Annotated in this window: 19 protein-coding genes; 12 read left to right on the top strand and 7 right to left on the bottom strand. The window is 66.1% G+C overall.

The annotated features are described in order from the left end of the window. Positions 1 to 116 precede the first annotated feature (116 nt). The 3 genes from ASF80_RS08060 (at position 117) to ASF80_RS08050 (ending at position 4,666) form a co-directional block, all read left to right on the top strand. Positions 117 to 1,565, top strand: a complete 1,449-nt coding sequence (locus ASF80_RS08060) for an MFS transporter (protein ID WP_056309640.1) — start codon at positions 117 to 119, stop codon at positions 1,563 to 1,565. A 79-nt stretch (positions 1,566 to 1,644) separates the two neighbouring features. Beyond that, positions 1,645 to 2,385: an SDR family oxidoreductase gene (locus ASF80_RS08055; RefSeq protein ID WP_056309637.1), complete on the top strand. Its 741-nt coding sequence runs from the start codon at positions 1,645 to 1,647 to the stop codon at positions 2,383 to 2,385. Further along, complete coding sequence (locus tag ASF80_RS08050; RefSeq protein WP_235559911.1) at positions 2,378 to 4,666, top strand: glycoside hydrolase family 3 N-terminal domain-containing protein; 2,289 nt, start codon at positions 2,378 to 2,380, stop codon at positions 4,664 to 4,666. Before ASF80_RS08055 ends, ASF80_RS08050 begins: the two co-directional genes overlap by 8 nt. 63 nt (positions 4,667 to 4,729) lie before the next feature. Here the strand turns inward: ASF80_RS08050 and ASF80_RS08045 are convergent, their stop codons facing one another. After that, positions 4,730 to 6,076, bottom strand: coding sequence for an MFS transporter (locus ASF80_RS08045; protein ID WP_414845688.1), 1,347 nt, complete (start codon positions 6,074 to 6,076; stop codon positions 4,730 to 4,732). 143 nt (positions 6,077 to 6,219) lie between these two features. Here ASF80_RS08045 and ASF80_RS08040 point away from each other — a divergent pair, with 143 nt between their 5' ends. Next, positions 6,220 to 6,807: a TetR family transcriptional regulator gene (locus ASF80_RS08040; protein ID WP_082488225.1), complete on the top strand. Its 588-nt coding sequence runs from the start codon at positions 6,220 to 6,222 to the stop codon at positions 6,805 to 6,807. Between the two features lie 13 nt (positions 6,808 to 6,820). Here the strand turns inward: ASF80_RS08040 and ASF80_RS08035 are convergent, their stop codons facing one another. Beyond that, a complete protein-coding gene (locus ASF80_RS08035; RefSeq protein WP_056309631.1) occupies positions 6,821 to 7,834 on the bottom strand; it encodes a LacI family DNA-binding transcriptional regulator in 1,014 nt (337 codons plus the stop codon). Positions 7,835 to 8,150: 316 nt separating this feature from the next. Here ASF80_RS08035 and ASF80_RS08030 point away from each other — a divergent pair, with 316 nt between their 5' ends. Genes ASF80_RS08030 through ASF80_RS08015 form a run of 4 tightly spaced genes read left to right on the top strand, consistent with a single transcriptional unit; the run spans position 8,151 to position 14,349 of the window. Continuing rightward, the gene (locus tag ASF80_RS08030; protein WP_056309628.1) at positions 8,151 to 10,982 is read left to right on the top strand and encodes an alpha-L-rhamnosidase; all 2,832 of its coding nucleotides are present in this window, start codon (positions 8,151 to 8,153) and stop codon (positions 10,980 to 10,982) included. After that, the gene (locus ASF80_RS08025) at positions 10,975 to 12,501 is read left to right on the top strand and encodes a glycoside hydrolase family 43 protein (protein ID WP_056309625.1); all 1,527 of its coding nucleotides are present in this window, start codon (positions 10,975 to 10,977) and stop codon (positions 12,499 to 12,501) included. Before ASF80_RS08030 ends, ASF80_RS08025 begins: the two co-directional genes overlap by 8 nt. A gap of 52 nt (positions 12,502 to 12,553) precedes the next feature. Beyond that, positions 12,554 to 13,258 carry a ThuA domain-containing protein gene (locus ASF80_RS08020; protein WP_056309623.1) on the top strand — a complete coding sequence of 235 codons (705 nt, stop codon included), beginning with the start codon at positions 12,554 to 12,556 and terminating at the stop codon, positions 13,256 to 13,258. Next, positions 13,237 to 14,349 carry a Gfo/Idh/MocA family protein gene (locus tag ASF80_RS08015; RefSeq protein ID WP_056309621.1) on the top strand — a complete coding sequence of 371 codons (1,113 nt, stop codon included), beginning with the start codon at positions 13,237 to 13,239 and terminating at the stop codon, positions 14,347 to 14,349. The genes ASF80_RS08020 and ASF80_RS08015 overlap by 22 nt, the downstream gene beginning before the upstream one ends. 48 nt (positions 14,350 to 14,397) lie before the next feature. Here the strand turns inward: ASF80_RS08015 and ASF80_RS08010 are convergent, their stop codons facing one another. The 4 genes from ASF80_RS08010 to ASF80_RS19280 all read right to left on the bottom strand — a co-directional run bounded on the left by ASF80_RS08010 (position 14,398) and on the right by ASF80_RS19280 (position 20,960). Beyond that, on the bottom strand, positions 14,398 to 15,381 hold the full coding sequence (locus tag ASF80_RS08010) for an alpha/beta hydrolase (RefSeq protein ID WP_056309618.1): 984 nt from the start codon (positions 15,379 to 15,381) through the stop codon (positions 14,398 to 14,400). A 115-nt stretch (positions 15,382 to 15,496) separates the two neighbouring features. After that, positions 15,497 to 16,414: a glycoside hydrolase family 43 protein gene (locus ASF80_RS08005; RefSeq protein WP_056311918.1), complete on the bottom strand. Its 918-nt coding sequence runs from the start codon at positions 16,412 to 16,414 to the stop codon at positions 15,497 to 15,499. A 12-nt stretch (positions 16,415 to 16,426) separates the two neighbouring features. After that, positions 16,427 to 19,255 (bottom strand): FAD-binding and (Fe-S)-binding domain-containing protein, encoded by a 2,829-nt coding sequence (locus tag ASF80_RS08000; RefSeq protein WP_056309615.1) that lies wholly within the window; start codon positions 19,253 to 19,255, stop codon positions 16,427 to 16,429. Continuing rightward, positions 19,242 to 20,960 (bottom strand): IlvD/Edd family dehydratase, encoded by a 1,719-nt coding sequence (locus ASF80_RS19280; RefSeq protein ID WP_056309613.1) that lies wholly within the window; start codon positions 20,958 to 20,960, stop codon positions 19,242 to 19,244. Before ASF80_RS19280 ends, ASF80_RS08000 begins: the two co-directional genes overlap by 14 nt. Before the next feature lie 125 nt (positions 20,961 to 21,085). On the opposite strand from ASF80_RS19280, the gene ASF80_RS07990 reads away from it, so the two are divergent. The 4 genes from ASF80_RS07990 to ASF80_RS07975 are packed head-to-tail and all read left to right on the top strand — an operon-like array spanning position 21,086 to position 24,559. Then, complete coding sequence (locus ASF80_RS07990; RefSeq protein WP_056309611.1) at positions 21,086 to 21,994, top strand: SMP-30/gluconolactonase/LRE family protein; 909 nt, start codon at positions 21,086 to 21,088, stop codon at positions 21,992 to 21,994. Next, positions 21,991 to 22,851 (top strand): fumarylacetoacetate hydrolase family protein, encoded by an 861-nt coding sequence (locus ASF80_RS07985; RefSeq protein WP_056309608.1) that lies wholly within the window; start codon positions 21,991 to 21,993, stop codon positions 22,849 to 22,851. The genes ASF80_RS07990 and ASF80_RS07985 overlap by 4 nt, the downstream gene beginning before the upstream one ends. Continuing rightward, positions 22,848 to 23,888: a zinc-dependent alcohol dehydrogenase gene (locus ASF80_RS07980; protein WP_056309606.1), complete on the top strand. Its 1,041-nt coding sequence runs from the start codon at positions 22,848 to 22,850 to the stop codon at positions 23,886 to 23,888. Before ASF80_RS07985 ends, ASF80_RS07980 begins: the two co-directional genes overlap by 4 nt. Then, entirely contained in the window at positions 23,885 to 24,559 is a 675-nt protein-coding gene (locus ASF80_RS07975) for an SDR family NAD(P)-dependent oxidoreductase (protein WP_056309604.1), read from the top strand. Before ASF80_RS07980 ends, ASF80_RS07975 begins: the two co-directional genes overlap by 4 nt. Here ASF80_RS07975 and ASF80_RS07970 read toward each other — a convergent pair. After that, positions 24,553 to 25,413, bottom strand: coding sequence for a hypothetical protein (locus ASF80_RS07970; RefSeq protein WP_056309602.1), 861 nt, complete (start codon positions 25,411 to 25,413; stop codon positions 24,553 to 24,555). The two genes, ASF80_RS07975 and ASF80_RS07970, sit on opposite strands and share 7 nt — an antisense overlap. Positions 25,414 to 25,421: the final 8 nt, after the last annotated feature.

The following is a 25,421-nucleotide window of genomic DNA, read 5'->3' as shown; positions in this document are numbered from 1 at the left end:
CAGGAAGAAAGACGATGGCGTCTATGAATGAGGCATCCACTCACGAGGCCGAGCCAGCCGCAGACCAGAGAGCGGCGGGCCGGAGAAAGGGCGAGACGAGGAAGGATCGCGTCTCGATGAGGCAGGTCATCCCCTGGTCCACCCACTCGTTCTCGATGAACGCTCTGATCGTTCTCACGGGATACTTCACGATCTATGCGACGGACACTCTGGCGCTGAACCCGGCGATCGTCGGTGGGCTCCTCGTCGTCGCCAAGGTGGTCGACGCACTCGGAGCGCTGCTCAGTGGATACATCATCGACCGGGCGCCGGAGACGCGCTTCGGCAAGGCGCGCCCGTTCGACCTGATCATCGTCCTGTGCTGGCTGACGACCATCTTCATGTTCTCCGTGCCCGGTGGGCTCGGCGACGTGGGCAAGTACATCTGGGTGTTCGCCAGCTACACGATCCTCACGGCCCTCTTCATGCCGCTGTACAACGCGAACACCGCGCTCTACACCGCACGGGTCTTCCCTCGCCGCGAGCAGTACAGTGACCTGGCGGCGAAGACCGGACTGATCACCGTCCTGGCGGCGATCTTCATCACCATCGGTCTCCCGATCGCCGTGAGCGCCGCTGGCAAAGACCCCGCCGCGTGGTCTCTGGTGTCGGTCAGTATCGCGGTTCCTTTCGCGATCCTCGGCATGGTCCGCTTCTGGATCTTCAAGGAGTCCTCGGAAGCTGCCGAGATCTCGACAGAGCGTCTGCGCATGCACGACATCTTCCTGGTGCTGCGCACCAACCCCTACATCTGGGTGCTTTCGGCGATGTCGTTCGTGGTCGGCATCTACGCGGCCAACATCGCGATGTCGTACTATTTCCGGTACGTCGTGGGCGACCTCGCACTGCAGGGAATCGTCGCAATCTCGTTCGTGGCTCTGATCCCGCTGATGATCTTCTTCCCCGTGCTCATTCGCAAGATCTCGGTCTCGCGAATGATCGCGATCTCCAGCTTCATCGGAGCCGGGGGCTTCCTGATCCTCATGGTCGCCGGAGACAACATCGCGCTCATCATGGTCTCCGCCGTGCTCACGGCGCTTGCTGCGCTTCCGGTCAACTTCCTCGCGCCGATCCTCATCATCGACAACTCCACGTACAACGAGTGGAAGGGCAACCGCCGACTCGAGAGCGTCGGCGGAGCCCTGAACTCCTTCGCCTCTACGGTGGGTGCTGCCATCGCGGCCGGTATCTCCGGCATCGTGCTGACCGTCGGCGGCTATGACGGCACTGCGGACGTCCAGAGCGCGAGCGCCACGCAGAGCATCATCGCTCTCAACAGCTGGATCCCCGCGATCTTCGCGGTGATCGTGGGCTTGATCGCCCTGTACTACCACCGGCTCGAGGGGCAGATCAAAGTGATCAGCGCGGAGGTGCTCGCGCGTCGTGAGACCGAGCTCGCCGCAGCCGGGGTCCTGCCCGAGACCGTCGCGTCGACGGCTGTGGCCATCGGCGGGACCGAGGCGGTCCGTGTCGTGCGTGAGGAACGACGAGCTCCGTTCATCCGTCGCCGCGGAGAGCGGAAATGACGGAGAACCGCGCGTCGCTGTGACTGCGCGTTCGCCCAGGACGCCCGGCAGCGAACGCTGCCGAACGAAAGGAGACGACATGGCAGGACGAGTGGACGGGAAGGTCGTGCTGATCACCGGCGCGGCGCGGGGAATGGGTGCGCACCACGCGCGAGTGCTGGTCGCGGAGGGCGCATCCGTCGTCATCGCAGACGTGCTCGAAGATGCCGGCTCGCTTCTCGCAGAGGAACTGGGTGAGCGGGCCCGTTTCGTGAAACTCGATGTCAGAGAGTTCGAACAGTGGGAAGCGGCTGTGCGATTGACGGTGGCTGAGTTCGGCCGGCTCGACGTGCTCATCAACAACGCGGGCTTGGTCCGCAGCGCACCCATCGACCAGCACTCGATCGAAGATTGGGATCTGGTGATCGCGGTCAATCTGACGGGGTCGTTCTACGGCATCCGGGCTAGCGCGGAAGCGCTGAAGGCCGCGGGAGGAGGATCCATCATCAATGTGTCGTCCGACGCCGGCCTCCAGGGCTACGAGCGCATCACGGGCTACAACGCGTCGAAGTTCGGTCTGCGTGGACTGACGAAGAATGCGGCCCTCGATCTCGGGCGCTACGGGATTCGGGTGAACACGATCCACCCCGGCCTCATCCGAACGCCGATGGTCGAGGGCCTCGAGTTTCCGCAGAACCATGTCGCACTCGGGCGCATGGGGGAGATGGAGGAGCTCAGCCGGCTCGTGCTGTTCCTCGCCAGCGATGACTCCTCGTTCTCGACGGGGGCCGAGTTCGTCGCGGACGGCGGAGAAAGCGCGGGGTTGGCTCACCGTGACTGACCTGACTGCAGATGAAGACGCGCTCCCCAGATATCGCCGCACGGAACTGCCGGTCGAAGACCGAGTGGAGGATCTCCTCTCACGGTTGAGTGTCGAGGAGAAGGCAGGACAGCTGACGCAGTTCTTTTACTTGAAGCGCGCGGACACTCCCGTCAACGTTGAAGCCCTGCCCCCCGAGCATCGCGCGATGGCCGAGCAGCCGAAGATGGTCGAGGACGCGATTCGAGCCGGTCGTTCCGGCTCGGTGCTCTACGCGACGGACGCCACCATGATCCACGAGCTGCAGCGGATAGCCATAGAGGAGTCGCCGCACGGGATCCCGCTCCTGTTCGGCTTCGACGTTATTCATGGGTTCCGGACGATCTTCCCGGTTCCCGTAGCTCTCGCCGCGACGTGGAGCGAGGCGACAGTCGAGGCCGCACAGTCGGTTGCCGCGGCGGAAGCTCGCTCGGTCGGAATTCACTGGACCTTCGCGCCCATGCTCGACATCACGCATGACGCGCGCTGGGGACGCATCGTCGAGGGTGCAGGGGAGGACCCCGTGCTCGCCTCGGCTCTCGCCGCGGCACAGGTGCGCGGGTTCCAAGGCGATCTTGGCCCTCGACGCATCCTCGCCGGGCCCAAGCACTTCGCGGGCTACGGTGCTGCGCGCGGAGGCCGGGACTACGACGACGTCGAGGTTTCCGAATCTGAGTTGTGGAACACATACCTCCCGCCCTTCCGCGCAGCCGTCGAAGCCGGTGCCCGCACGGTCATGAGCGCCTACATGGATCTGAACGGCGTGCCTGCCTCCGCCAATCGGTGGCTGCTGAACGATGTGCTTCGCGATGAGCTCGGCTTCGGCGGGTTCGTCGTCTCCGACGCGAACTCGGTTCGCTCGCTCACCACGCAGCACTTCGCTCGGGACCTCTCGGATGCGGCCGTTCGAGCTTTGAGTGCGGGCCTGGACATGGAGATGAGCATGTTCGATCCGGCCTATTCTCGGCTGCCCGCCGCAGTGGACGAGGGGCGACTCGACGAAGGCGTCCTCGACGATGCGGTGCGGCGCGTGCTCACTGTGAAGTTCGAGCTCGGTCTGTTCGAGCGGCCATACGCGGAGATCTCGCTCAGCGCCGACGTGCTCGCCGCCCCCGCGCACCGCGAGATCGCCCGGGAGGCAGCAGAGAAGTCATTCGTACTGCTCCGCAACGAGGGCGAGGCGCTTCCGCTCACGACGGCGGCGACGATTCGCATCGCCCTGATCGGTGAGCTCGCCGACAGCGGTCGGGACACCCTGGGGCCGTGGGTCTTCGTCAGCGACCCTGAGGAGACCGTGACCCTGCGTCAGGGTCTTGAATTGCGGCTTCCCGAGACCGAGATCGTCTACGTCGCGGGAGTGGGTATCCCCGATCGCGTGTACCCCTCTCCGTTTGGGCGAAACGACCCGACATACTCAGCGGCCCGAGATCTGTCGCTGGATGACGAGCAGCTCGCGCTTGCCGTCGAGGCGGCAGCGGCGGCGGACGTCGCCGTGGTGGTCGTCGGGCAGCGTCAGGACCAGAGCGGCGAGAAGGCGTCGACGTCCACGTTGGATCTTCCGGGCCGTCAGCTCGAGCAGCTGCAGCGCATCATGGAGACCGGAACGCCGGTCGTCCTCGTCGTCATGTCGGCGCGCCCGCTCGACCTTCGCTGGGCCGACGCGAACGTTCCGGCGATCATCCAGGCATGGCACCCGGGAACCCGGGGCGGCGATGCTCTCGCCGCGGTGCTCACAGGAGATGTCTCGCCGTCGGGCCGTCTGCCGTTCTCCTGGCCGCGCCACGCGGGACAGCTGCCGTTCACCTATGCTCACAACCGCACCTTCGAGCCGGCAAATCAGGCAGAACGCTACTTCGGGGAGCCGAGCACTCCGCTGTACCCCTTCGGACACGGACTCTCTTACGCCAGCTTCTCGTATGCGAGCCTCCGGACGGACAGGGCATCGATCGCTCGGGGCGAGGTCCTACGCGTCAGCATCGATGTCACCAATGGATCGCAGCGCGATGCCGACGAAGTCGTCCAGCTCTATATCCACCAGCGATACGGGGCATCATCGCGTCCCGTGCGCGAGCTCAAGGCGTTCCGTCGCGTGACGATCGCCGCGCGCGCGACCGCCACAGTCACGTTCGAGCTGGGACCGGATCAGCTTCGATACTGGTCGTCCGCGGTGCGCGATTTCGTGCAGGACGAGACGGAACTGGACATCTGGGTCGGCGCCTCCTCGGAAGCGACGCTCCACACTGCCGTCACGGTGGCAGACTGAGGGCCTCTCGGGGCGCACTTTCCCGAGCGGGTGGCATTGCGTCAGCCGGGAAGGCGCGACCGATCAGAGGCTCGATCGCGTGATCGCCGTGTCAGCCTCCGGTCGTGACCCAGGAATGAGGACGGCGAGGAGCGCGCACAGAAGAGATGCACCGAGCCCCAGCCCGAGTGCGAGCATGAACCCGCCTTCGCTGGGTCCGGTGACGCCGCCGACCGTCGACATCGACTGTGCCAGGATCGCACCGATGACAGCCGCAGCGACGCTTGTCCCGAGCGAGCGCATCAGCGCGTTGAGCCCGTTCGCCGCGCCGGTTTCGTTCGCGGGCACCGCCTGCATGATCAGTGCAGGCATCGCGGCGTAGCCGAGACCGATGCCCACGCCGAGGAGGATGTTGAGGACGAGCAACTGCCACGCGGCGGCGTGGAAGAGGAGTGCGCCGCCGTAGCTCGCCGCGATGATCAGCGCCCCGAACAGGAGCAGCGGTTTGGGGCCGTGTTTCCGCTCAACGCCACCGGCCACGGGGGACATCACGAGCATGGCGAGTCCCGATGGGGCGAGCACCAGCGACGCGCCGAGCAGGGTGAGGCCGAGGCCGATGCCCGTCTCCACCGGAAGCACGAGCAGCTGCGGCATCACGACGTTGGAGGCGAACAGAGCGAACCCCATGGCGACGGAGGCGAGGTTGGTCAGAAGGACAGGTGCACGAGCGCTCACGCGCAGATCGACGAGAGGCTCCTTCACTCGGAGCTCGTAGGCGCCCCAAACGAGGAGGATCACGATGCCGCCGATGAGGAGCGAGAGTGTTCGAGCATCGCCCCACCCCCACTCGCCTCCCCGCGATACTGCGACGAGCACGCCGACGAGACCGAGTGCGAGGCCGAGGATGCCCAGATAGTCGACCTTGCCGGGCGTGCCTGCCGGTCCGGCGGGAACGACGAGTGCATACAGCACGAACGCGCTCACTGCGATCCCAGCCGCCACCCAGAAAAGGACGTGCCAGTCGTAGTTCTCGGCGACGAGGGCACTGACCGGGAGGCCGAGCGCGCCGCCGACGCCGAGAGTGGCGCTGACGAGCGCGATTCCAGAGCCCAGGCGATGACGGGGGAGCACGTCACGAAGGATCGAGATGCCCAGTGGGATCACTCCTGCGGCCATCCCTTGGAGCACTCTCGCGATGATCATCGGGATCAGCGCGTTCGAGAGTGCGGCGAGCACGGCGCCGACAGCCTGAAGAAGCAGCAGCGCCATTGCGACCCGGCGCTTGCCATACATGTCACCGAGCCGACCGGCGACTGGAGTGCAGACGGCTGCGGCGATGAGAGTCGCCGTGATCACCCAGGCGGTGTCATCGCTGGACGCGTGGAGCAGAGCGGGCAACCTCGACTGGATGGGGATGAGGATCGTCTGCATGAAGGATGCGCCGAGTCCTGCGTATGCAAGCACGGCCAAGATCGCGCCGAAGGACCTGGGGGTGGCGGGATCGAGCGAAGAACTCGGACGAGTGATACGCAGTCTCATAGAAGAGAAACCGTATCACTCATTAGACTCGACCTATGGCAACCGATGTTCGAACGCGCGGCCGCGAACTTCTGCGCGGCGAGCTCGCCGATGCTGCAGCGAAATTTTGCGCTGAGCGGGGTTTCGACATGGTCACGGTCGAGGAGATCGCTCGAGCGATCGGGATCTCTCGAGCGACCTTCTTTCGATACTTCGCGTCTAAAGAGGACGCCGTCGTCACCTCGGCGCGGATCGGGAGGCTGAGCCTCGCCGAACAGCTTCGGCGGGTCACGCCGAGCCCGGGGACCCCTGTCTCACGCGCTGTTCTCGAGGCGATGACGGCCACGGTCGTGGCCGCGCGGACTGAACCTGAGGTTCTTCGGGCGCGTGTCGCGATGATCGGCGCCTCGCCTTCGCTGCGAGCCACGCTCGCTTCAGAGCGATCGACGCAGCGTGCCGATCTCGAAGTCGCCCTCCGCGAGCTCGTCGCCGGCGACGCCCAAGCGCGAGCGGCGGCCTATGCCGCGATGGCTGCCATCGAAATGGCGTGGGAGACGTGGCGATCCGAGGACGTCGACTTCGGTGATGCTCTGGAGCAGGCATTCGAGCTCATCGCAGAGGTGAATCGCACGCTCATTTCCTAACATCGCTCCGGGTTCAGGGCGAAGACGACTTTCGCACGACCAACCTGGACGGCAGCTCGACGCGACCATGCGCGTGAACATCGCCGTGGCGGAGATCCCGGACGAGTTCCACGGCGCGTTCTGCCATCTCCTGTAGAGGCTGGCGCACTGATGTCAGCGGCGGGCCAGCCAAGGCGGCGCCGGGTTCGTCGTTGAATCCGACGACGCGCACGTCACGCGGGATCTCAAGTCCGAGACGCGCTGCGGGGGCATAGACAGACAGCGCCATCTCGTCGTTCCCGGCGAACAAGCCGATGGGCAGATCACCGGTCTGCAGGGCGGCTCGAAGTTCCGCGCTCGGAACGACGTCGCTCCATTGGCTGGTCACCCGGGTGATTCGCGCTGTCGGTGCGAGGTCGGAGATCGCTCTGCGGAAGCCATCCTCGCGCGCCCGTCCGAAACGATATGCAGGCGCGGCCGTCACGACGATGAAGCTCTGGGCGCCTGTGGCCACGAGGTGGGCTCCAGCGTCATAGCCGCCCTGCCAATCCGTGGTCCCGACACTTGCGAGCTCGCCTCCGGGATCCGATCGTGGATCCAGGAGGACGAGGGGGATCTGGAGTCCGCGGAGTTCGTCGAGTTGACGCTGTGTCGGATTGATGACCCCGAGGATGACCCCGGACGGCTTGCGCGTCGCGACCCGCGCCGGCCAGTCGTCCGCCGGATCGTCGCGCTCCAGGGTGAGGACGAGATCGAATCCGAGGCGAAACGCCGCGCGCCGCGCCCCTTCCGCGACGGCAACGGTCCAAGCGCCGTCGAAGCCGCCAAGCACGAGCTCGACAAGCCGGGGGTCCAAGGTGGCTGGCCGCCCGCGCATCTCGGAGCCGCGGGTGTAGCCGAGGGACCGTGCGGCATCGAGCACCCGTTCGCGCGTCTCGCGGCTGAGGTCTCCGCGACCAGAGAGGACGCGAGATACCGAGGAGATCGATACCTGGGCAGCTTCCGCGATCATCCGAAGTGTGACCGGGTGCTCCTGATACGGATCCATGGTCCTCCTCCTGTTGACGTGTGCAGCGCTCTCGGCACCATACTCGCTGTCGCGAGAAACGGGCCGTCTTCGAGAACGCGGCCGGAACTGTGCGATCGCGGAGTTGCGCAAAACTGCGTCAGCCCTTTGACGTCCATGATCGTCACTGCGTAGCGTCGTTGGCAAGCCGTGACCATCGCCCCACCGCGTCAGCGGGGTGGACCGCCGTCGACAGAGGAGTTGAGACGGCGATCATCGTTGCCGGGTCGGGCGTCACGCGGCTCTCAGCGCATCTCGCGCGTCATTCGACTTCTCTCTCTGACGACCTGGAGACCACATGGCCTCGATCATCGCCCCCTCCGCACCACGATTCGAGCATCGAACCGACACCGGCCCTGCGCTCGGTCTCGGTCAAAGCAGTCCTCGTCTGTCGTGGATCCTGCATACTGCTCCGGAGGATTACATCCAGACCGGTTACGACATCGAGGTGACGCGGGGGACCTACACGACGATCTGGTCGGTGGACTCCGCGGACCAGGTGCTCGTGCCCTGGCCTGCGGAGCCGATCACCTCCCGCGAGTCGGTGGTCGTCCGTGTCCGCGTTCGCGGGATGGGCTATCAGAGCGAGTGGAGCGATCCGAGCACCGCGGAGGCTGGCCTTCTGCGGGCGGAGGATTGGAACGCCCGCTTCATCAGCCCTCACAGCCTCGGCGGGCTGCGACAAGCTGCTCCTGAGCTGCAGGGGACGATCGCGATCGACGGGGAGATCGTGTCCGCGCGCCTGTACGCGACGGCACACGGTCTGCTGTCGGCGCGTCTGAACGACGCGCCGGTCGATGACACTGTTCTGGCGCCCGGATGGACGGCCTATCAGCACAGGCTTCGCTACCGTGCATACGACGTCACCGCCCAGGTCCAGCAGGGGGTCAACCGCCTGCAGGTGACGCTCGGCAACGGTTGGTGGCGCGGTCGCTTCGGCTTCCTCGGTGAGCGCGCCATCTACGGAGATCGGCTCGCACTGCTCGCTCAACTGGAGGTGACGACCGCCGACGGGCGTGTGCACACCCTCGCCACAGACGAGACCTGGCAGGCGCGGGCTACTGGCATCCTCGTAGACGACATCTACGACGGACAAACGACCGACCTCCGCGTCGGGGACGAGGGTCGTTTCGATGCCGCGGTCGACGTAGTGGCGGCCGATCTCGGACGTCTCGTGGGCGAGGAGGGGCCGCCCATGCGCGTCGTGGGCGCGCTACCGGCCACTCGGGTGTGGTCATCTCCGTCAGGACGCACGCTTGTCGACTTCGGACAGAATGTCGTCGGGTGGGTGCGGCTGCGTGCGCGAACAGGTCGCTCGGGTGATCAGGTGATCCTTCGCCACGCAGAGGTTCTCGAACACGGCGAACTCGGGACCGAACCGCTCCGCAGCGCACGAGCGACGGACACATATCTGCTTCGCGGCGCGGGCGACACCCTGGAGCCCTCGTTCACGTTCCATGGCTTCCGCTTCGCTGAGATCGACGGGCTGGAGGACGTGTCGGTCGATGACCTCGAAGCGGTGGTGATATCGAGCGATCTCCGCCGGACCGGCTGGTTCGAGTCATCGCACGAACTGCTCGATCGCTTTCACGAGAACGTCGTCTGGGGAATGCGGGGAAACTTCCTCGATGTGCCGACGGACTGTCCCCAGCGCGACGAACGCCTGGGCTGGACCGGTGACATTCAGGTGTTCGCACCGACCGCCACCTACCTTTTCGACAGCGCGGGGTTCCTCACCTCGTGGCTGGCTGACCTTGCCGCGGAGCAGGAGCCGGACGGCAGCGTCCCGCACGTGATCCCTGACATCCTGCGCACCCCCCTGACATCCGCTCCCGCAGCAGCCTGGGGCGATGCGGCGACCGTCGTGCCGTGGACGCTGTGGCAGACCACCGGAGACGCTGGAGTCCTGGAGCAGCAGTTCGAGAGCATGCGCTCGTGGGTCGACCGGATTGCGGCGTCCGCGGGGGACGACCTCATCTGGCGCGGAGGATTCCAATACGGGGACTGGCTCGACCCGACAGCTCCGCATGATGACGCCGCGGCGGCCAAGGCCGACCCGGACGTCGTCGCCACGGCTCACTTCGCCCGTTCCGCGCGTATCGTCGCAGACGCGGCCACCGTGCTGGGACGCGCCGATGACGCCGCTCGCTATGCCCGCCTCGCCGACCGCATCCGCGAATCCTTCGGTCGAGCGTTCGTCACTCCGGCCGGTCGGGTCCTCTCGGATGCACAGACCGCATACGCGGTGGCTCTGCACTGGGACCTGCTCACTGATGACGTTCAGCGCCGCGCGGCCGCTGAACGTCTCGCGGATCTCGTGCGGATCGGTGCCTTCCGGATCGCCACGGGCTTCGTCGGCACACCGCTGATCTGCGACGTGCTCACAGACTCCGGGCACCCCGAGCTTGCACATCGGCTATTGCTGCAGACGGCGGCGCCGTCGTGGCTGTATCCCGTGACGATGGGCGCGACGACTGTGTGGGAGCGGTGGGACAGCCTGCTCCCCGACGGCACGATCAACCCGAGCGGGATGACGTCCTTCAATCACTACGCCCTGGGAAGTGTCGTCGATTGGGTGCACCGTCGAGTGGCCGGACTCGCGCCGTCGGCGCCGGGCTACCGCCGCATCAGCATTCGGCCGATCCCGCCCCGCGCGCTCACGCATGCCACAGCTCGACACCTCACGCCCTATGGCGAGGCCGCAGTGTCTTGGAGACGACTCGACGACGGGCTCGTGCTCGAGGCCACGGTGCCCGTCGGCGCGGTGGCCGATGTCGAGCTCCCCTGGGGCGGCGGAGAATTCACCGTCGGTCACGGTCAGCACTCCTGGCGGATCGTCGAGCCGCAGGCGGCGCAGGCGCCTATCACCACCGTGCGGCAGTTGATGGACGATCCCGTGGCGTGGGCGCGCTTCACCGCGATCGTTCTCGAAGTGAGTCTCAGCCCCTCGGAAGAGCGGCTGGCGCACCTTCTCGGCGCCTATCTGGACCGCCCTGTCGCCGACCTTCTCGACGGGGTGTGGACGAAGGGGTGGCCGGCCACACCGGCGAAGACAGCCCTCCACGGAGTCATCGCCGATCTGACGGGCGGCCACGAGGAAGCCGCCACCAGGGAGGATCGGTATGTCTGATCTCGCCCTCAGGGCGCGCACAGATGCGGGCCCGGCCACAACGAGCGCGGCGGTCACGCCCGTCATCTCCGGGTTCCACCCCGATCCGACGGTCTGCCGGGTCGGCGACGACTACTATCTCGCGCACTCGAGTTTCGAGTATTTCCCCGGTGCGCCGATCTTCCACAGTCGCGACCTCGTCACCTGGACACAGATCGGCAACATCCTCACCACGAGAGATCAATTCCGTCTGCACACTCCCGGGCCCTCGACCGGCATCTACGGCTCGACGCTGCGGCATCATGACGGCCGCTTCTGGTTCATCACGACCAACATCAGTGACTTCGATGCCGGCCAGGTGATCGTCCACAGCGACGACCCGTCAGGGCCCTGGAGCGAACCCGTCTTCGTGCCGGAGGCGAGGGGAATCGACCCCGACCTCAGCTGGGACGAGAACGGTGACTGCTATCTCACCTGGCATCTGCTCGACTTCGTCGTGGGAGGTCAGGGGATCAGGCAGGCCCGCATCGACCTCGAGTCGGGAGCGCTGCGCGAGTCGCCGTATGCAGTCTGGCAGGGCACGGGGATGCAAGCGGCGGAAGGCCCACACCTTCACCGCGTGGGCGATTACTGGTATCTCATACTCGCCGAGGGAGGCACAGAGCGCGGTCACTGCGTCACCGTGGCACGGGCCGAGCACCCGACCGGCCCGTTCGAGGCCTGCCCGTCCAACCCGATCCTCACCCATCGGAGCACGTCACACCCCGTCCAGAGTGCGGGGCATGCCGACCTCGTCCAAGCGCCCGATGGCGAATGGGCGATCGTCTATCTCGGCACGCGACCGCGAGGCTCGACACCGGGATTCCACGTGCTCGGTCGCGAGACGTTCCTCGCCGGTGTGACGTGGGTCGAGGGGTGGCCGGTGATCGATGAGAAGCGCTTCGAGGTGCCAGAGGCCGTCACGACATTCTTCGAGGATTTCAGCGGGCCCGGATTCGACCCTCGATGGGTGGTCGCAGACGGGGAGCCTGAGACAGCCGTCGTCCGCGAGCCGCGCGGGGGGATCCGTTTCCGCTCGCACGGGTCCGCGTCCGACCTGTTGTGCACCCGGGTGCTCGACCTCGACTGGGCGGCGGAGGCTGTCATCGAGGATGCTGCAGAGCTGCGACTCCGGATCGACGAACATCACTGGTGCGGAGTTCGAGCGCACAAGGGGAGGGTACGTGCCATCCTTCGCGTCGGCGGGGCGGAGCAGCTGATCGCGGACGAGCCGTTCGACGGTTCGACGGTGACTCTGCGCATCGAGGCTTCGCCGCCTCGTCGCCCGACGCTTCCCTTCGGATCGGCCGGCCCCGACGACATCACGATGTCGGTTGATTCGGCGTCCGGACGCACCGACCTCGCCCGCGTCGACGGCCGCTACTTCTCGACGGAGGTCGCTGCTGGCTTCACGGGGCGCATGCTCGCTCTGGGGTCCCCGGATGCGGCGGGACGGGTGCTCTCGTTCCACTACCGGTCACCGGCTCAGCGCGAGGATTGACACGGACCTGTACGCGGCTCCGGCGGGCGGCGCCTATCCCGAAGGAGAACAGATGGCGAAGCGCATCGCATGCGTCGTCCGAGGCGGCTGGGAAGGACACCATCCGGTTGAGTCGACGAATCTCTTCCTGCCTTTTCTGCAGCAGAACGGTTATGACGTGCGCATTGAGGAATCGCCTGCGGTGTATGAGGATGACGTCGCCATGGCCGAGACGGATCTCATAGTGCAGTCCGTGACGATGTCGGAGGCGACTCCCGGCCAGGTCGAAGGGCTGCAGGCAGCGGTGGCCGCCGGCACCGGGCTCGTCGGCTGGCACGGCGGTATTGCGGATTCCTACCGGAACTCATCCGACTACCTGCATCTCGTGGGGGGCCAGTTCGCGACCCACCCGAGCAGACGGCCTGATCTGGTCGTCGAGGGCTCGGAACAGAACAACGATCTGACCTACGAGGTCGAGATCACGGACCTCGGCAGAGCCCACCCGATCACCCGTGGTCTCGACGACTTCCCACTCACCAGCGAGCAGTACTGGGTGTTGCATGACGATCTCAACGACGTGCTTGCGACGACCACACATCCTGCGCAGGCCTGGCAGCCCTGGCATCGGCCGGTGGTCTCGCCGGCCGTGTGGACGAGACTCTGGGGAGCAGGCCGCGTCGTCGTGGTGACTCCGGGGCACTCGCTTTCGGTGCTCGAGAACCCGTCTGTCCGCACCATCATCGAAAGAGGAATGCTATGGGCCAGCCGCACCGTGTAGGGATCGTCGGACTCGGATCGATCTCGGGCGCGTATCTCGAAACCCTCGTCGGCCACCCCGATGTCGCGATCACCGCGGTCGCGGACCTCGATGAACGCCGTGCAGCAGCGGTTGCCGAGCGACTGCCTGAGGCCCGTGCTCTGTCCGTGCAGGAGCTGCTCGCCGATGAAGAGGTCGACACCGTCCTCAACCTGACCATCCCCGCCGCCCACGCCGAGATCGCGCTTGCGGCGATCGCTCATGGCAAGAACGTCTTCGGCGAGAAGCCTCTCGCAATCACGATGGCCGATGGTCGAGCCATTCTCGAAGCAGCCCGTAGGGCGGGTGTCGCGGTGGGCTCGGCGCCCGACACCGTTCTCGGCACCGGAGTCCAGACCGCGAGAGCAGTGATCGACGGCGGAGCGATCGGTCGCCCGCTGAGTGCGACGGCGACCATGGTCACACCGGGGCACGAGGCATGGCATCCGAATCCGGACTTCTACTATGTGACCGGCGGCGGGCCGGTTCTGGATATGGGTCCGTACTACATCTCCTCGCTCGTGCATCTGCTCGGGCCGGTGCGATCGGTCATCGCGGCGGGAAGCAGCCTGCGGACCCAACGCACGATCGGCAGCGGGCAGCGGGCCGGCGAAAGAGTACCGGTGACCGTCCTGACGCATGTGTCCGGGGTGCTCGAGCATGAGAGTGGCGTCCTATCCACTCTCACGATGAGCTTCGATGCAGCAGCGACGAGATCCTCACCCATCGAGGTGCACGGCGAGCTCGCGAGCCTTTCCGTGCCTGACCCCAATCAGTTCTCAGGAGACGTGTCGATGACGAACTCTTCCGATACGCCATGGACTGTCATCGAGCCGAGTGCGGGCTATGTCGACGCTGCTCGCGGAGTCGGCCTCCTGGAATTCATCGCATCGATCCGGGAGGGTCGAACTGCGCGCGCAGACGGTGACTTCGCGTTGCACACGCTCGACGCGATGCTCGCTCTCTTGGAGTCAGCTCATTCGGGGGAGAGGGTGCGGCTCACGACCTCCGCAACACGGCCGAAACTCGTCCGCATGAGCAGTGCTTGCGATGCCGCGAGCGCGGAGGTCTGAATCCGCGGGCGCGTACGACCAGCATCGCCCGGCGGGTGTCGCCGATCCTCAGAGCGCCGTCCACGATTCGCGCAATCGGCTGAGCCAGCGGCGACGGATCTGATCCGCTCCGACCGCCATCGAGCCTTCGGAAGCGAGAATCTCCCATCCGTGTGTTCCGCCCGGCCACACGTGAAGCTCAGCGTCCCCGCCATCAGCCCAGATCTGCGACACGAAAGCGACGTCCTCGTCGCGGAAGACCTCCGCGGAGCCGACGTCGAGATAGGTCGGTGGAAGCCCGCCGAGGTACTGCGCTCGGATCGGCGCGGCATAGATGGACACGTCGTCCGATCCGATCCGATCGCCAAGCAGCGCTGACCATCCTGTCTGGTTGCTCGTTCGATCCCAGATCCCGACTCCGTCGAACTGGTGGGTTGACACAGTGGCGTCCCTGTCGTCCAGCATCGGGCACATGAGAAACAGCCCGTCGAGCGTGGGCCCCTTCCTGTCCCGTGCGAGGAGCGCGATTCCGGCGGCGAGTCCGCCACCGGCGCTCCCGCCAGCGACGACGAGACGGTCTCCGATGTTGAGATCGCTCCGATGGCTCTCCACCCAGACCAGCGCCGCATAGCAATCCTCGACCGGAACAGGATCCTGATGTTCGGGGGCGAGCCGATACTCGACGGAGACGACGGTCGCATCGAGCTCCTGCGCAAACCGCAGCATGGCGTCCATCCCGTCATAACGACTCCCCGAGACCATTCCACCTCCGTGGATCTGGAACAGGCAGGTTGTCGTTGAGGCGGCGCCACGGGGTGAGAAGATCGCGAGCCGGATCTCATCGCCGCCATAGCCGGGCACCCAAACCTCGCGCTCCTCGAACCCGAGCACGTCCGCCGCAGTCGTCGGTGCGGGCGCTGCCGCCGCTCGTACAGTCTCGATGTCGGCCCGTCCCATGCTCAAGCGCACACCGTCGGCGACAAGACGTTCCAACGCGCGCGCGACATCTCCGTCGTACGGGGGGCGTGGGAGCGCTCGAGGGGTGAGAGACATGTGTGATCCTTCGGCGTCGAAGATGACAGAGGGCGGTGTGTCGGCATCTCAGTGTGGCAAGCGGTCCCTCTCCGCCAAAAAACTTGCGCAAATTGCGGAGAATCCGGCCTACTGACTATCGGGAACGTCTGCCGGGTTCAGATGAGGGCCCGATCTGCAACGTCCCCTCGCGCTCGTGGATCGGAAGGAAGATCGCGCGCTCGTGGGGCGTCTCGTTGGGCTGGTGCAGGACGAGCACGAGTTCATCGTCGAAGGTCCGAGCGACCATGCCATGTCCGCCGTCTCGCGACCACAGCGGGACGCTCTCGTGCTTCCAGGGCCCGAGGACGGTCCCGCTCGAGGATGTGGCAGTGCCCATCGCGTAGCCCTCCTCGCCGAAGCTCGACCACAGCATGGTCAGAGCGCCAGATCGCATCCGATGCAGGAATGGACCGTCCGTCACGAAACCTTGTCGGCAACCCGACATCCACTCGTGAGTGGTCGGGCGCACCCACCCCGCCTCGGATGCTGAGAAGAGTCGCTGCGGTGGGCCGATCGCGCGGCGAAGATCCTCCGACAGCCGCTGGGCATGGATCTCGCCGTCGACGACCTGGAGCCATTCGTGGCAGAACACGATCCATGGATGGCCGGCCGAGTCCACGTGGAGAGTGCCATCGAGGCACTCCCATGCATGCGGTGTCACCGGGCCGACGGAGTGCTCGTGGTAGGGACCTTCGGGGCGATCGGCGACGAGGATCTGAGTACCGCGAGGATGGCCGTCACCTGCGAAAGTCGCGAAGAGAAAGAACTGATTCCGGTAAGCATGGACCTCGGGCGCCCAGAAGTTTCGTGTCGCCCAGAACCCGCGTGGCGGTCGGAACGCGGGTATCGGCCCTTGCCACGTCTCGAGGTCGCTGCTGCGATAACAGTCGAATCCCACGCCCTCGCCTTGCCAGACATCGGGGTCGGTGCTGCCGAACAGCAGATACTCGTGTCTTTCGCGATCCGTGTAGAGGAAAGGATCGCGGATCTGGATGTCGGCGAGGGTGAGCATCGTCGCCATGGTCTACTTTCCGCGGATCGTGTCCGCGAGCACTTCCAAGATGTGCCGGTAAGGCTGTCCGGTCGCGCGGGTCATCCCGAGCTCGCAGGTCCTGTTGAGCGATGCATGCGCGGAGGACTGCGCCGCACCGACCTCGATGGCTTCTCGGGCTGTGGCAGACGCGGTCAGCTCAGGATGGAGCATGCCGCGATCGCCGGCGAAGCCGCAGCAGCTCCACTCGTCCGGGATGCGCACCTCGGTCGCGGCCGCCTCCGCGACACGCGTGAGCGAGGCGTTGATACCCATGCGCGTGGAGGAGCACGTCGGGTGCAGTGAGATCGTTTCCACCCGATCCGCCTCGGGGAGAGCGTCGAGCACGTATCGGTCGATGAACTCGACAGCATCCATGATCGTCAATCGCGCCTCTCCGGCCGCGTCGAGCAGGAGCTCCAGCCCCTCGGTGCACGATGAGGCGTCGCACACGATCGGCAGCTCACCGTCGCGACTGGCCTCTCGCAACGACTCCGCGACTTTCTTCTTCATCGTCTCGTAGCCCACGGTGAGCCCCTTGGACTTCCACGGCGTCCCGCAGCAGAGCGAGGGCAGGTCGCCGGGGGGCGCAAGGGCCACGCCCGCACGGTCGCACAGCTCGAGGAAGGATGCCGATACGCCGGCCGAGCCGGGGGCGGCGGGCCCGAACATGGTCGTCGTGCAGCTGGCGAAGTAGACCGCGACCGCGGACTGCTGCGACGCGATGCGGCGGCGGCGACCTCCAGCTGGGAGGTCTGCGCTGTACATCGGCACGACATCGGCGCCGAGCATCGCCCGTCCGATTCCAGTGCCCCATCGCGGCAGAGCCGCGGGCAGCGCGGCGGCCACCGTCAGCGCAACGCCGCCGACCTGACTGACGGGCGCCCAGTTCTTCGCGGCGATGTTCCATCCGGCTTCTGACACCGCGCTCTGGTTCTCGGCGCGGAGACGGCGGACGAGATCCCCTGTGTTGATGAGCACCGGACAAGCCGTCTGGCACATCCCGTCCACTGCGCAGGTCTCGACGCCGTCGTACTCGTATTCGGAGCGAAGCTGGCGGGCGAGTTCTGTGTCTCCCTGGAACTCCGCTGCGGCGATCTCGCGTCGGATGACGATCCGCTCTCGCGGAGTCAGGGTGAGGTCTTTGCTGGGGCAGACCGGCTCGCAGTACCCGCACTCGACGCAGCGGTCGACCTCCTGCTCGACGGGGTGTGCGACCTTGAGGCTCTTCAGATGGGCACGAGGATCATCAGACAGAAGCACTCCGGGATTCAAGAGGCGATCCGGATCGATCAGCTCCTTGACCTCGCGCATGATCTCGAACAGCTCATCTCCGTACTGACGGCGGACGAAGGGAGCCATGATCCGCCCGGTGCCATGCTCAGCCTTCAGAGTGCCTCCGTGCGCGAGGACCAGGTCGACCATCGCCTCGGTGAAGGCCTCGTACCGCGCGAGCGACTGCGGGTCGTCGAAGCGCTCGCTCAGCAGGAAGTGGACGTTTCCGTCTTTGGCGTGGCCGAAGATCACGCTGTCTTCGTAGCCGAAGGCGTCGAACAGCTCGGTGAGGCCCCTGCAGGTCGCGAGGAGAGATTCCACCGGGACCGCGATGTCTTCCAGCAGCGCCGTGGTTCCGGAGGGCCGAGAGCCGGCCACTGCAGTGAAGAGCCCCTTGCGGATGTGCCAGAGCTGGGCGCGCACTGTGTTGTCCGTTGTGAGCGTCGGGGGGCTGGTGAGTGACAGCTGCTCGAGCAGTGGCATGGATTCAGCGATGAGCCCGTCGAGTTGCAGGGCGTTCTCCGCCTGATGCTCGACAAGCAACGCGGCGTGATCGCTGACGATCAGGTCGCGCAGTTCCGGGGTGGCTTCGGGGTCTCGTTGAGCCACACGCAGACTCGTCGCGTCGAGCAGCTCGATGGCGGCGAAGCCCTGGTCCACCAGTTCGGGCAGGGCTCTGGTGGCATCGCTCAGGGAGGGGAACACGAGAAGGCCGGTCGCGGCGTGCGGCAGAAGGGGCACGGTGCGGAAGGTGGCTTCCGACACGAAGGCCAGGGTGCCCTCGCTGCCGACGAGCAAGTGCTCGAGGATGTCGAGCGGGTCGTGGTGGTCGAGGAACGAGTTGAGTCCGTAACCCATGGTGTTCTTGATCGAATAGAGCCTTTCGATCGTCGCGACCGATTCCGCGGAGGAGCGGATGCGATCACGCAGTGCTGCCAACCCTTCATGGATGCGCGGCTCGGCTCTGGCGAACAGCGAGCGGGCCTGGGGGCTTGCTGTGTCGATGACTGTGCCCGAGGGGAGAGCGAACACTGACGAGACGAGCGTGCGGTAGGTGTTCGAATGAGTGCCGCAGCACATGCCGCTCGAGTTGTTGGCGACCACTCCGCCGATCGTGCAGGCGATCTCGCTCGCCGGGTCCGGGCCGAGCTTTCTTCCGTGCCGACGCAGCCGCGTGTTCACGGCGCGAACGGTCGCGCCGGAGCCTGTTCTCACGGTCGACCCGTCATCCGACGGAGTCACCGCGCGGAAATGGGTGCGCGAGTCGATGAGCAGACCGTCTGTGCCCGCTTGGCCGGAGAGGCTGGTTCCACCCGAACGGAAGGCGACGAATACTCGGGATCTGCGCGCAACCCGCAGCGTGGCTGCCACCTCCTCGATGTTTCGTGCCGACACGACGGCCTGCGGGGTCAGAAGATAGTGGGAGCCGTCATGCGCCGCCGCCAGGCGATCTGTGGCGCGCGTCTTCGCCACGATCCCCACGGCATCAAGCCCTTCGAGAAGAACGGCGTCCGGCGCGCGAAGGGTTGTCGTCTCAGTGGGACTCACGCGAGACCTCCGACCCGCTGGAGCCCACCAGGAAGTCGAGATCGGCTCCGGTGTCGGCCTGCAGAACGTGATCGACGTACAGGCGCTCCCACCCTCGCCGTGGGTTCGCGAAGCCCGCGACCGTGGCCTCGTTGACGCCGCGCGCGGCGAACTCCGCGGCGGGAACGTCGACGTCGAGTCGGTGGTTGCGCACATCAAGTTCGATCCAGTCGCCCGTGCGCACGCGGGCGAGCGGACCTCCCGCGGCGGCTTCGGGGGTGACATGCAGGACGACGGTGCCGTACGCGGTTCCCGACATCCGTCCGTCGCAGATCCGGACCATATCGCGCACGCCCTTCTCCAGGAGCTTCTTGGGGAGTGGCATGTTCGACACCTCGGGCATGCCCGGATACCCCATGGGTCCGCACCCGCGGAGGATCATCACAGAGGTCTCGTCGATCTCGAGATCAGGGTCGTCGATCCGGTCGTGGAAGTCCTCGATCGAGTCGAAGACGACCGCCTGGCCACGGTGCTTGAGCAGATGCGGAGACGCCGCTGCGGGCTTGATGATGGCACCGCCGGGGGCCAGCGATCCACGGACGACGCTGATGCCTGCGGCCGGCTGAAGAGGCGCGGCTCGTCGCGAGATCACATCGGGATCCCAGATCTGAGCCTCGTCGAGATAGTCGGTCAGCGGCTTCCCGGTCACAGTGAGGGCACTGGGATCGAGCAGATCCCGGACCTCCTTCATAACCGCGAGGAAGCCCCCCGCGCGGTACAGATCGTCCATGAGATAGCGTCCGGCGGGTTGCAGATTGACGAGAAGAGGAACATCCGACCCGATCCGGTCGAAGTCGTCGACGCTGAGATCGATGCCGAGCCGCCCCGCGATCGCGAGAAGGTGCACGACGGCGTTGGTGGATCCGCCGATCGCCGCGAGCGCGACGATCGCGTTGTGGAAGCTCGCTTTCGTCAGGAACGACGAGGGCCTGCGATCCTGGTGGACGAGATCGACGGCAAGGCGCCCTGTATGGTGCGACATCTCGAGCAGACGGCTGTCAGGCGCGGGGGTCCCTGCAAGCCCCGGAACGATAGTTCCGAGCGCCTCGGCGACGAGTGCCATCGTCGATGCAGTGCCCATCGTGTTGCAATGCCCCTTGGAGCGGATCATCGACGACTCGGACTTGTTGAACAGAGTCTCGCTGAGGGTGCCGGCACGGACCTCCTCGCTGAGCCGCCAGACGTCGGTGCCGCATCCGAGCGCCTCGCCACGGAAGTGCCCGGTCAGCATGGGGCCACCGGGGATGACGATCGCGGGGATGTCCACGGAGGCGGCAGCCATCAGCAGAGCGGGAATCGTCTTGTCGCAGCCGCCGAGGAGGACGACTCCATCGATGGGGTTGGCGCGGAGCATCTCCTCCGTCGCCATCGCCATCATGTTCCTCCAGAGCATGGCGGTGGGCCGCACCTGGGTCTCGCCGAGGGAGACGACCGGAAGGTTCAACGGTATGCCGCCAGCCTCGTAGACCCCGTTCTTCACGGACTGCGCGATCTCGTCGAGGTGAGAGTTGCAGGGGGTGAGGTCCGATGCCGTGTTGGCGATCGCGATCTGCGGGCGGCCTCGGAATGCGCTGTCGGGTGTGCCGCGTCGCATCCATGCACGGTGGATGTACGCGTTTCGATCGTCGCCGGAGTACCACTCTGTACTCCTGAGTTCTCCGTGCATGCGCTTTACCAACTTTCGGAAATTGGGTTTGTATGTCGGAAAATGATTATAGTAGCCATCGAGACCACATCGGGTCCTGGAACCATGTGCACCCAGTGAAGCACCTCGTCGAGAGAGAGAAGCCAATGACGGCAACGCCTCGTGTCCTGCTCGCCGAGGAGACCGCGTGCGAGCTCGGCGAAGGACCGGTCTGGGATCCGCATCGCCAGCGTCTTCTCTGGGTCGACATCAATCGTGCACTCGTGATGATCGGCGTCCTCGAGCCGTCCGGCCGGATTCAGCTGGTCGATACCGTGGCGTTCGAGGGCACCGTCGGAGCGGTCGCCGTGGCGGTCGACGGATCATGGATCGTGGCCAACGGGCGCGAACTCGTCACTCTCGACGAGAGTGGGTCGTCGCGCAGGATCGCCACGCTGATCCGGGCGGAGCTCGACGCGCGGCTCAACGACGGAAAACCCGACCCGGTCGGCAGATTCGTTGTCGGCAGTCTGTCACTTGCAGGCCCGTCGAGCACGGAGATCCTCGCTCGAGTGGATGGTGCTGGGCATGTCTCCGTCATCGATGACGACCTGACGCTGTCGAACGGTCTCGCCTGGAGCCCGGACGGAACGGTGATGTACTCGGTCGACACCGAGCGCCGCTCGGTGTATCGCCGAGACTATGAACCCACGACGGGTCGAGTCGGAGCGCGAGAGACGCTGATCCGTTTCGAGGAAGGATTCCCGGACGGGATCTGCACCGATGAGGAGGGGTGTCTCTGGATCGCCGTCTGGGGCGCCGGTCAGGTGAGGCGCTACACGCCGGACGGAGAGCTGGTCACCACGATCGTCCTCGACGTTCCGCATGTGTCGAGCGTCGCCTTCGCCGGTCTCGACCTCGATGTGCTCGTCATCACCACAGCCCGGCAGGGGCTCACCGAAGCACAGCTCGCGCGTCATCCGGACTCGGGGAAGCTGTTCACCACCAGGCCCGGAGTCCGAGGCATGCGAGTGTCACCGTGGCAGGGGCTGCGCGAAGAGAAGGAGAACCCATGAAGCTCGCTCGTATCGGCGAGGTCGGATTCGAAAGGCCCGTCGCCTTCATCGACCACGATTCCTATGTCGACCTGTCGGACGTCGTCGATGACTTCGATGAGGGTTTCTTCGCCAGTGGCGGTCTCGCAAGCCTGTCCTCCGTCGTCGCTCACCGGACGTCTGCCGGCGATACTCACTCGCTGCTCGGTGAGCGGATCGGAGCACCCATCGCGCGGCCCCATCAGATCATCTGTGTGGGGCTGAACTACAGCGACCACGCGGCGGAGACCGGCCAGGCAGTACCCGACGAGCCGATCCTCTTCACGAAGTCCCCCAACACGATCGTCGGTCCGAACGACGATGTGCGGATCCCTCGGGGCGCGACGAAGCCGGACTGGGAGGTCGAGCTGGGCATCGTGATCGGCAGCCGTGCGAGCTACCTGGAGTCGCCCGCACAGGCGAAGGAACACATCGCCGGTTGGGTCGTCGTCAACGATGTGAGCGAGCGTGCCTTCCAGCTCGAGCGCGGCGGCCAGTGGCTCAAGGGCAAGTCCGCCGAGACCTTCAACCCGGTCGGCCCGTGGCTCGTCACTCAGGATGAGGTCCCCGACGTACTCGATCTCGGCATGCGACTCTCGGTCAACGGAGTCACCCGACAGGATGGGTCGACGTCGACGATGATCTTCGATCCGTACTTCATCGTCCACTACATCAGCCAGTTCATGGTGCTGGAGCCCGGCGACCTCATCAACACCGGCACCCCGCCAGGGGTGGGGATGGGCCATCGACCGCCGATCTGGTTGCGGGCGGGCGATGTCATGGAGCTTGATATCGATGGCCTCGGCCACCAGCGTCAGAGCGTGCGGGAACCCCGATGAGAGCGCTCGTCATCTCAGGGCCGCGCCAGGCATCGGTCGAGTCGGTCGTAGATCCGGTCGCAGGGCCGGACGAGGTCATCGTCGACGTCATGCGAGCCGGCATCTGCGGAACCGATGTCGAGTTCTACACGGGTGAGATGCAGTATCTGCACGACGGTCATGCCGCCTACCCGGTTCGGATCGGTCACGAGTGGATGGGCACCGTGACCGCAGTCGGTTCCGAGGTCGATCAGTCGTGGCTCGGCCAGCGGGTCACAGGCGACACGATGCTCGGCTGCGGTGTCTGCGCCCGATGCCGCGGCGGGTTTCACCATGTGTGCGAGTTCCGCCAGGAGCTCGGCGTGCGGGGCGGTCGACCGGGCGCTCTCGCTCAGCAGGTCGCTGTGCCCGCATCCGCCCTCGTCGCGCTACCCGATTCGGTCGACGACGCGGCCGGAGCCATGGTGGAACCGGGCGGGAACGCGTGGAGATCGGTCGATGCGGCGGGTGTGCTCCCCGGCGAGCGCGTGCTCGTGCTCGGACCGGGGACGATCGGTCTCCTCTGCGGTCTGTTCGCCCGGGCGGCCGGCGTGGAGGTGCATCTGCTGGGACGCCCAGGACGCTCGCTCGACTTCGCACGGAGCTTCGGCTTCGAGGGTGTCTGGACAGAACAGGACCTGCCGCACCTCGCATGGCATGCAGTGATCGACGCCTCCAACGCTCCGCATCTTCCCGCGAAGGCTCTAGATCTGGTCGAGCCGGGCCGAAGGATCGTTCACGTCGGACTCGCCGGGAGCCCGAGCATGATCGACACTCGGACTCTCGCCCTGAAAGATGTGACGGCCGTCGGCATCCTCGGGGCGTCTGCCGGTCTCGTCCCGACTGTGGAAGCCTACGCATCCGGTTCTGTGGATCCCCACCCTCTCATCGCCGCAACGCTCGACCTCGATGATCTCCCCGGTGTGCTGGCCGGGGAGCGACCGCCGAGCGCCGGTGCAGGCCCCAAGATCCACGTCGAGATCCCTCGGCGCGACACCACTCCAGGAGAACACCAATGAAGCATGCAGTCATCACCGGAGGCGCGCGAGGTCTGGGCGCCGCGACGGCGACACGTCTTCGCCGCGAAGGCATCCGAGTGACCACGGTGGACGTGGCCGGCGACGTCGACGAGGTTCTCGACGTCACGGACTGCGCCGCCATCGATGAACTGGCAGGCCGCATCGGACCGGTCGACATTCTCATCAACTCCGCCGGGGTCGTGGGTCCCAACATGCCGCTGGTCGATACGAGTGTCGAGCAGTGGAGGGCGACGTTCGAGGTGAACGTCATGGGCACTGTGTCGATGATGTCAGCGTTCATTCCGGGTATGAAGGCCCGCGGTTGGGGGCGCGTCGTCAACTTCGCCAGCATGGCGGGCAAGGACGGCAACCCGAATCTGGCGGTGTACTCGGCGTCGAAGGCCGCCGTCATCGCTCTCACGAAGTCGGCGGGGAAGGAACTCGCCACCAGCGGTGTGCTGGTCAACTCCATCGCCCCGGCCGTGATCGCCACACCGATGAACGACGAGACCGCGCGGGACGTTCTGGATCACATCACCAGCCTCATCCCGATGCAGCGGGTGGGGACGGCGGAAGAGGTCGCTGAGCTCGTCGCGTGGCTCGCGTCAGAGCGAGTCAGCTTCTCCACAGGCGCGGTCTACGACATCAGCGGTGGCCGCGCCACCTACTGAGCAGCCTCGACGGGCTGCGGCGACTCTCCTCGTTCCGCCTCGATGACCTCGAGGCGGAGCAAGGATTCGAGGGTGCCGAACGGTTCGAGCGTGAGAGGACCGAGACCGAACTCCGGATCACCGGGGCCGTGCGAAGCGGGCTCGAGGCCGACTCCGTCGACTCGCCCGAACCACGGTGGTCCGAGGATGCTGCGCCGTTCCTGCCAGACGTGCATGTGCGGCAGCACGTGCGGATCCCAATGGAGCCGTAGCGCCAGGCGAGCGTCCGGAAGTTCGACGCACGCGCATCCTGCCGGGACACGGGCGCTGTCGAAGCCGCCCTGTCCGAGCTGCACCAGCGGGACCGAGGACGCGCCGACTCGGACTGCGCCTCCGCCTGAGAGCAGCGCGCCATCGAACACGGGGTGCTCGACCCAGGCGAAGCGCTGCGGCACGTCGGAGTCGTTCCGGATGGTCTGCCGGACCAGGAGCGAGTCGCCCACGAGGCTCGTAGTCCTCGTGAGGCTCAACGGCAATGAGCGAAGCGCAAGCGAGGCGGTGACGGCGTTCGCCGAGACGGAGAGCTGCCACGCCCGCCTCGCCGCTTCACCGTGGTACTCATGCTCGACGCCGTCGATCACCCGTGAATCGCCGGCGTTGGGGATCAGGACGTTCCAGCCGTCTGCGAATCTCAGGTGACCATCGGGGAGTGCGGGCCTGTCCGCGGCCTCCAACACTCTCGTATCGTGCCGGGCGAGCAGCTCGACCGCAGTCGAACCATGGCGGATGGATGTCATCCGTGCGCCAAGAGCCTCGACACGGGCGGTGAGCGTGGAGCTGCTCAGCTCAGCGGCCTCCAGGTCGGTGCATGACATCCGCGTCT

The organism is Microbacterium sp. Leaf159 (genome assembly GCF_001423615.1).
Lineage (GTDB): Bacteria > Actinomycetota > Actinomycetes > Actinomycetales > Microbacteriaceae > Microbacterium.
This window is presented reverse-complemented; position numbering and strand designations above follow the sequence as displayed.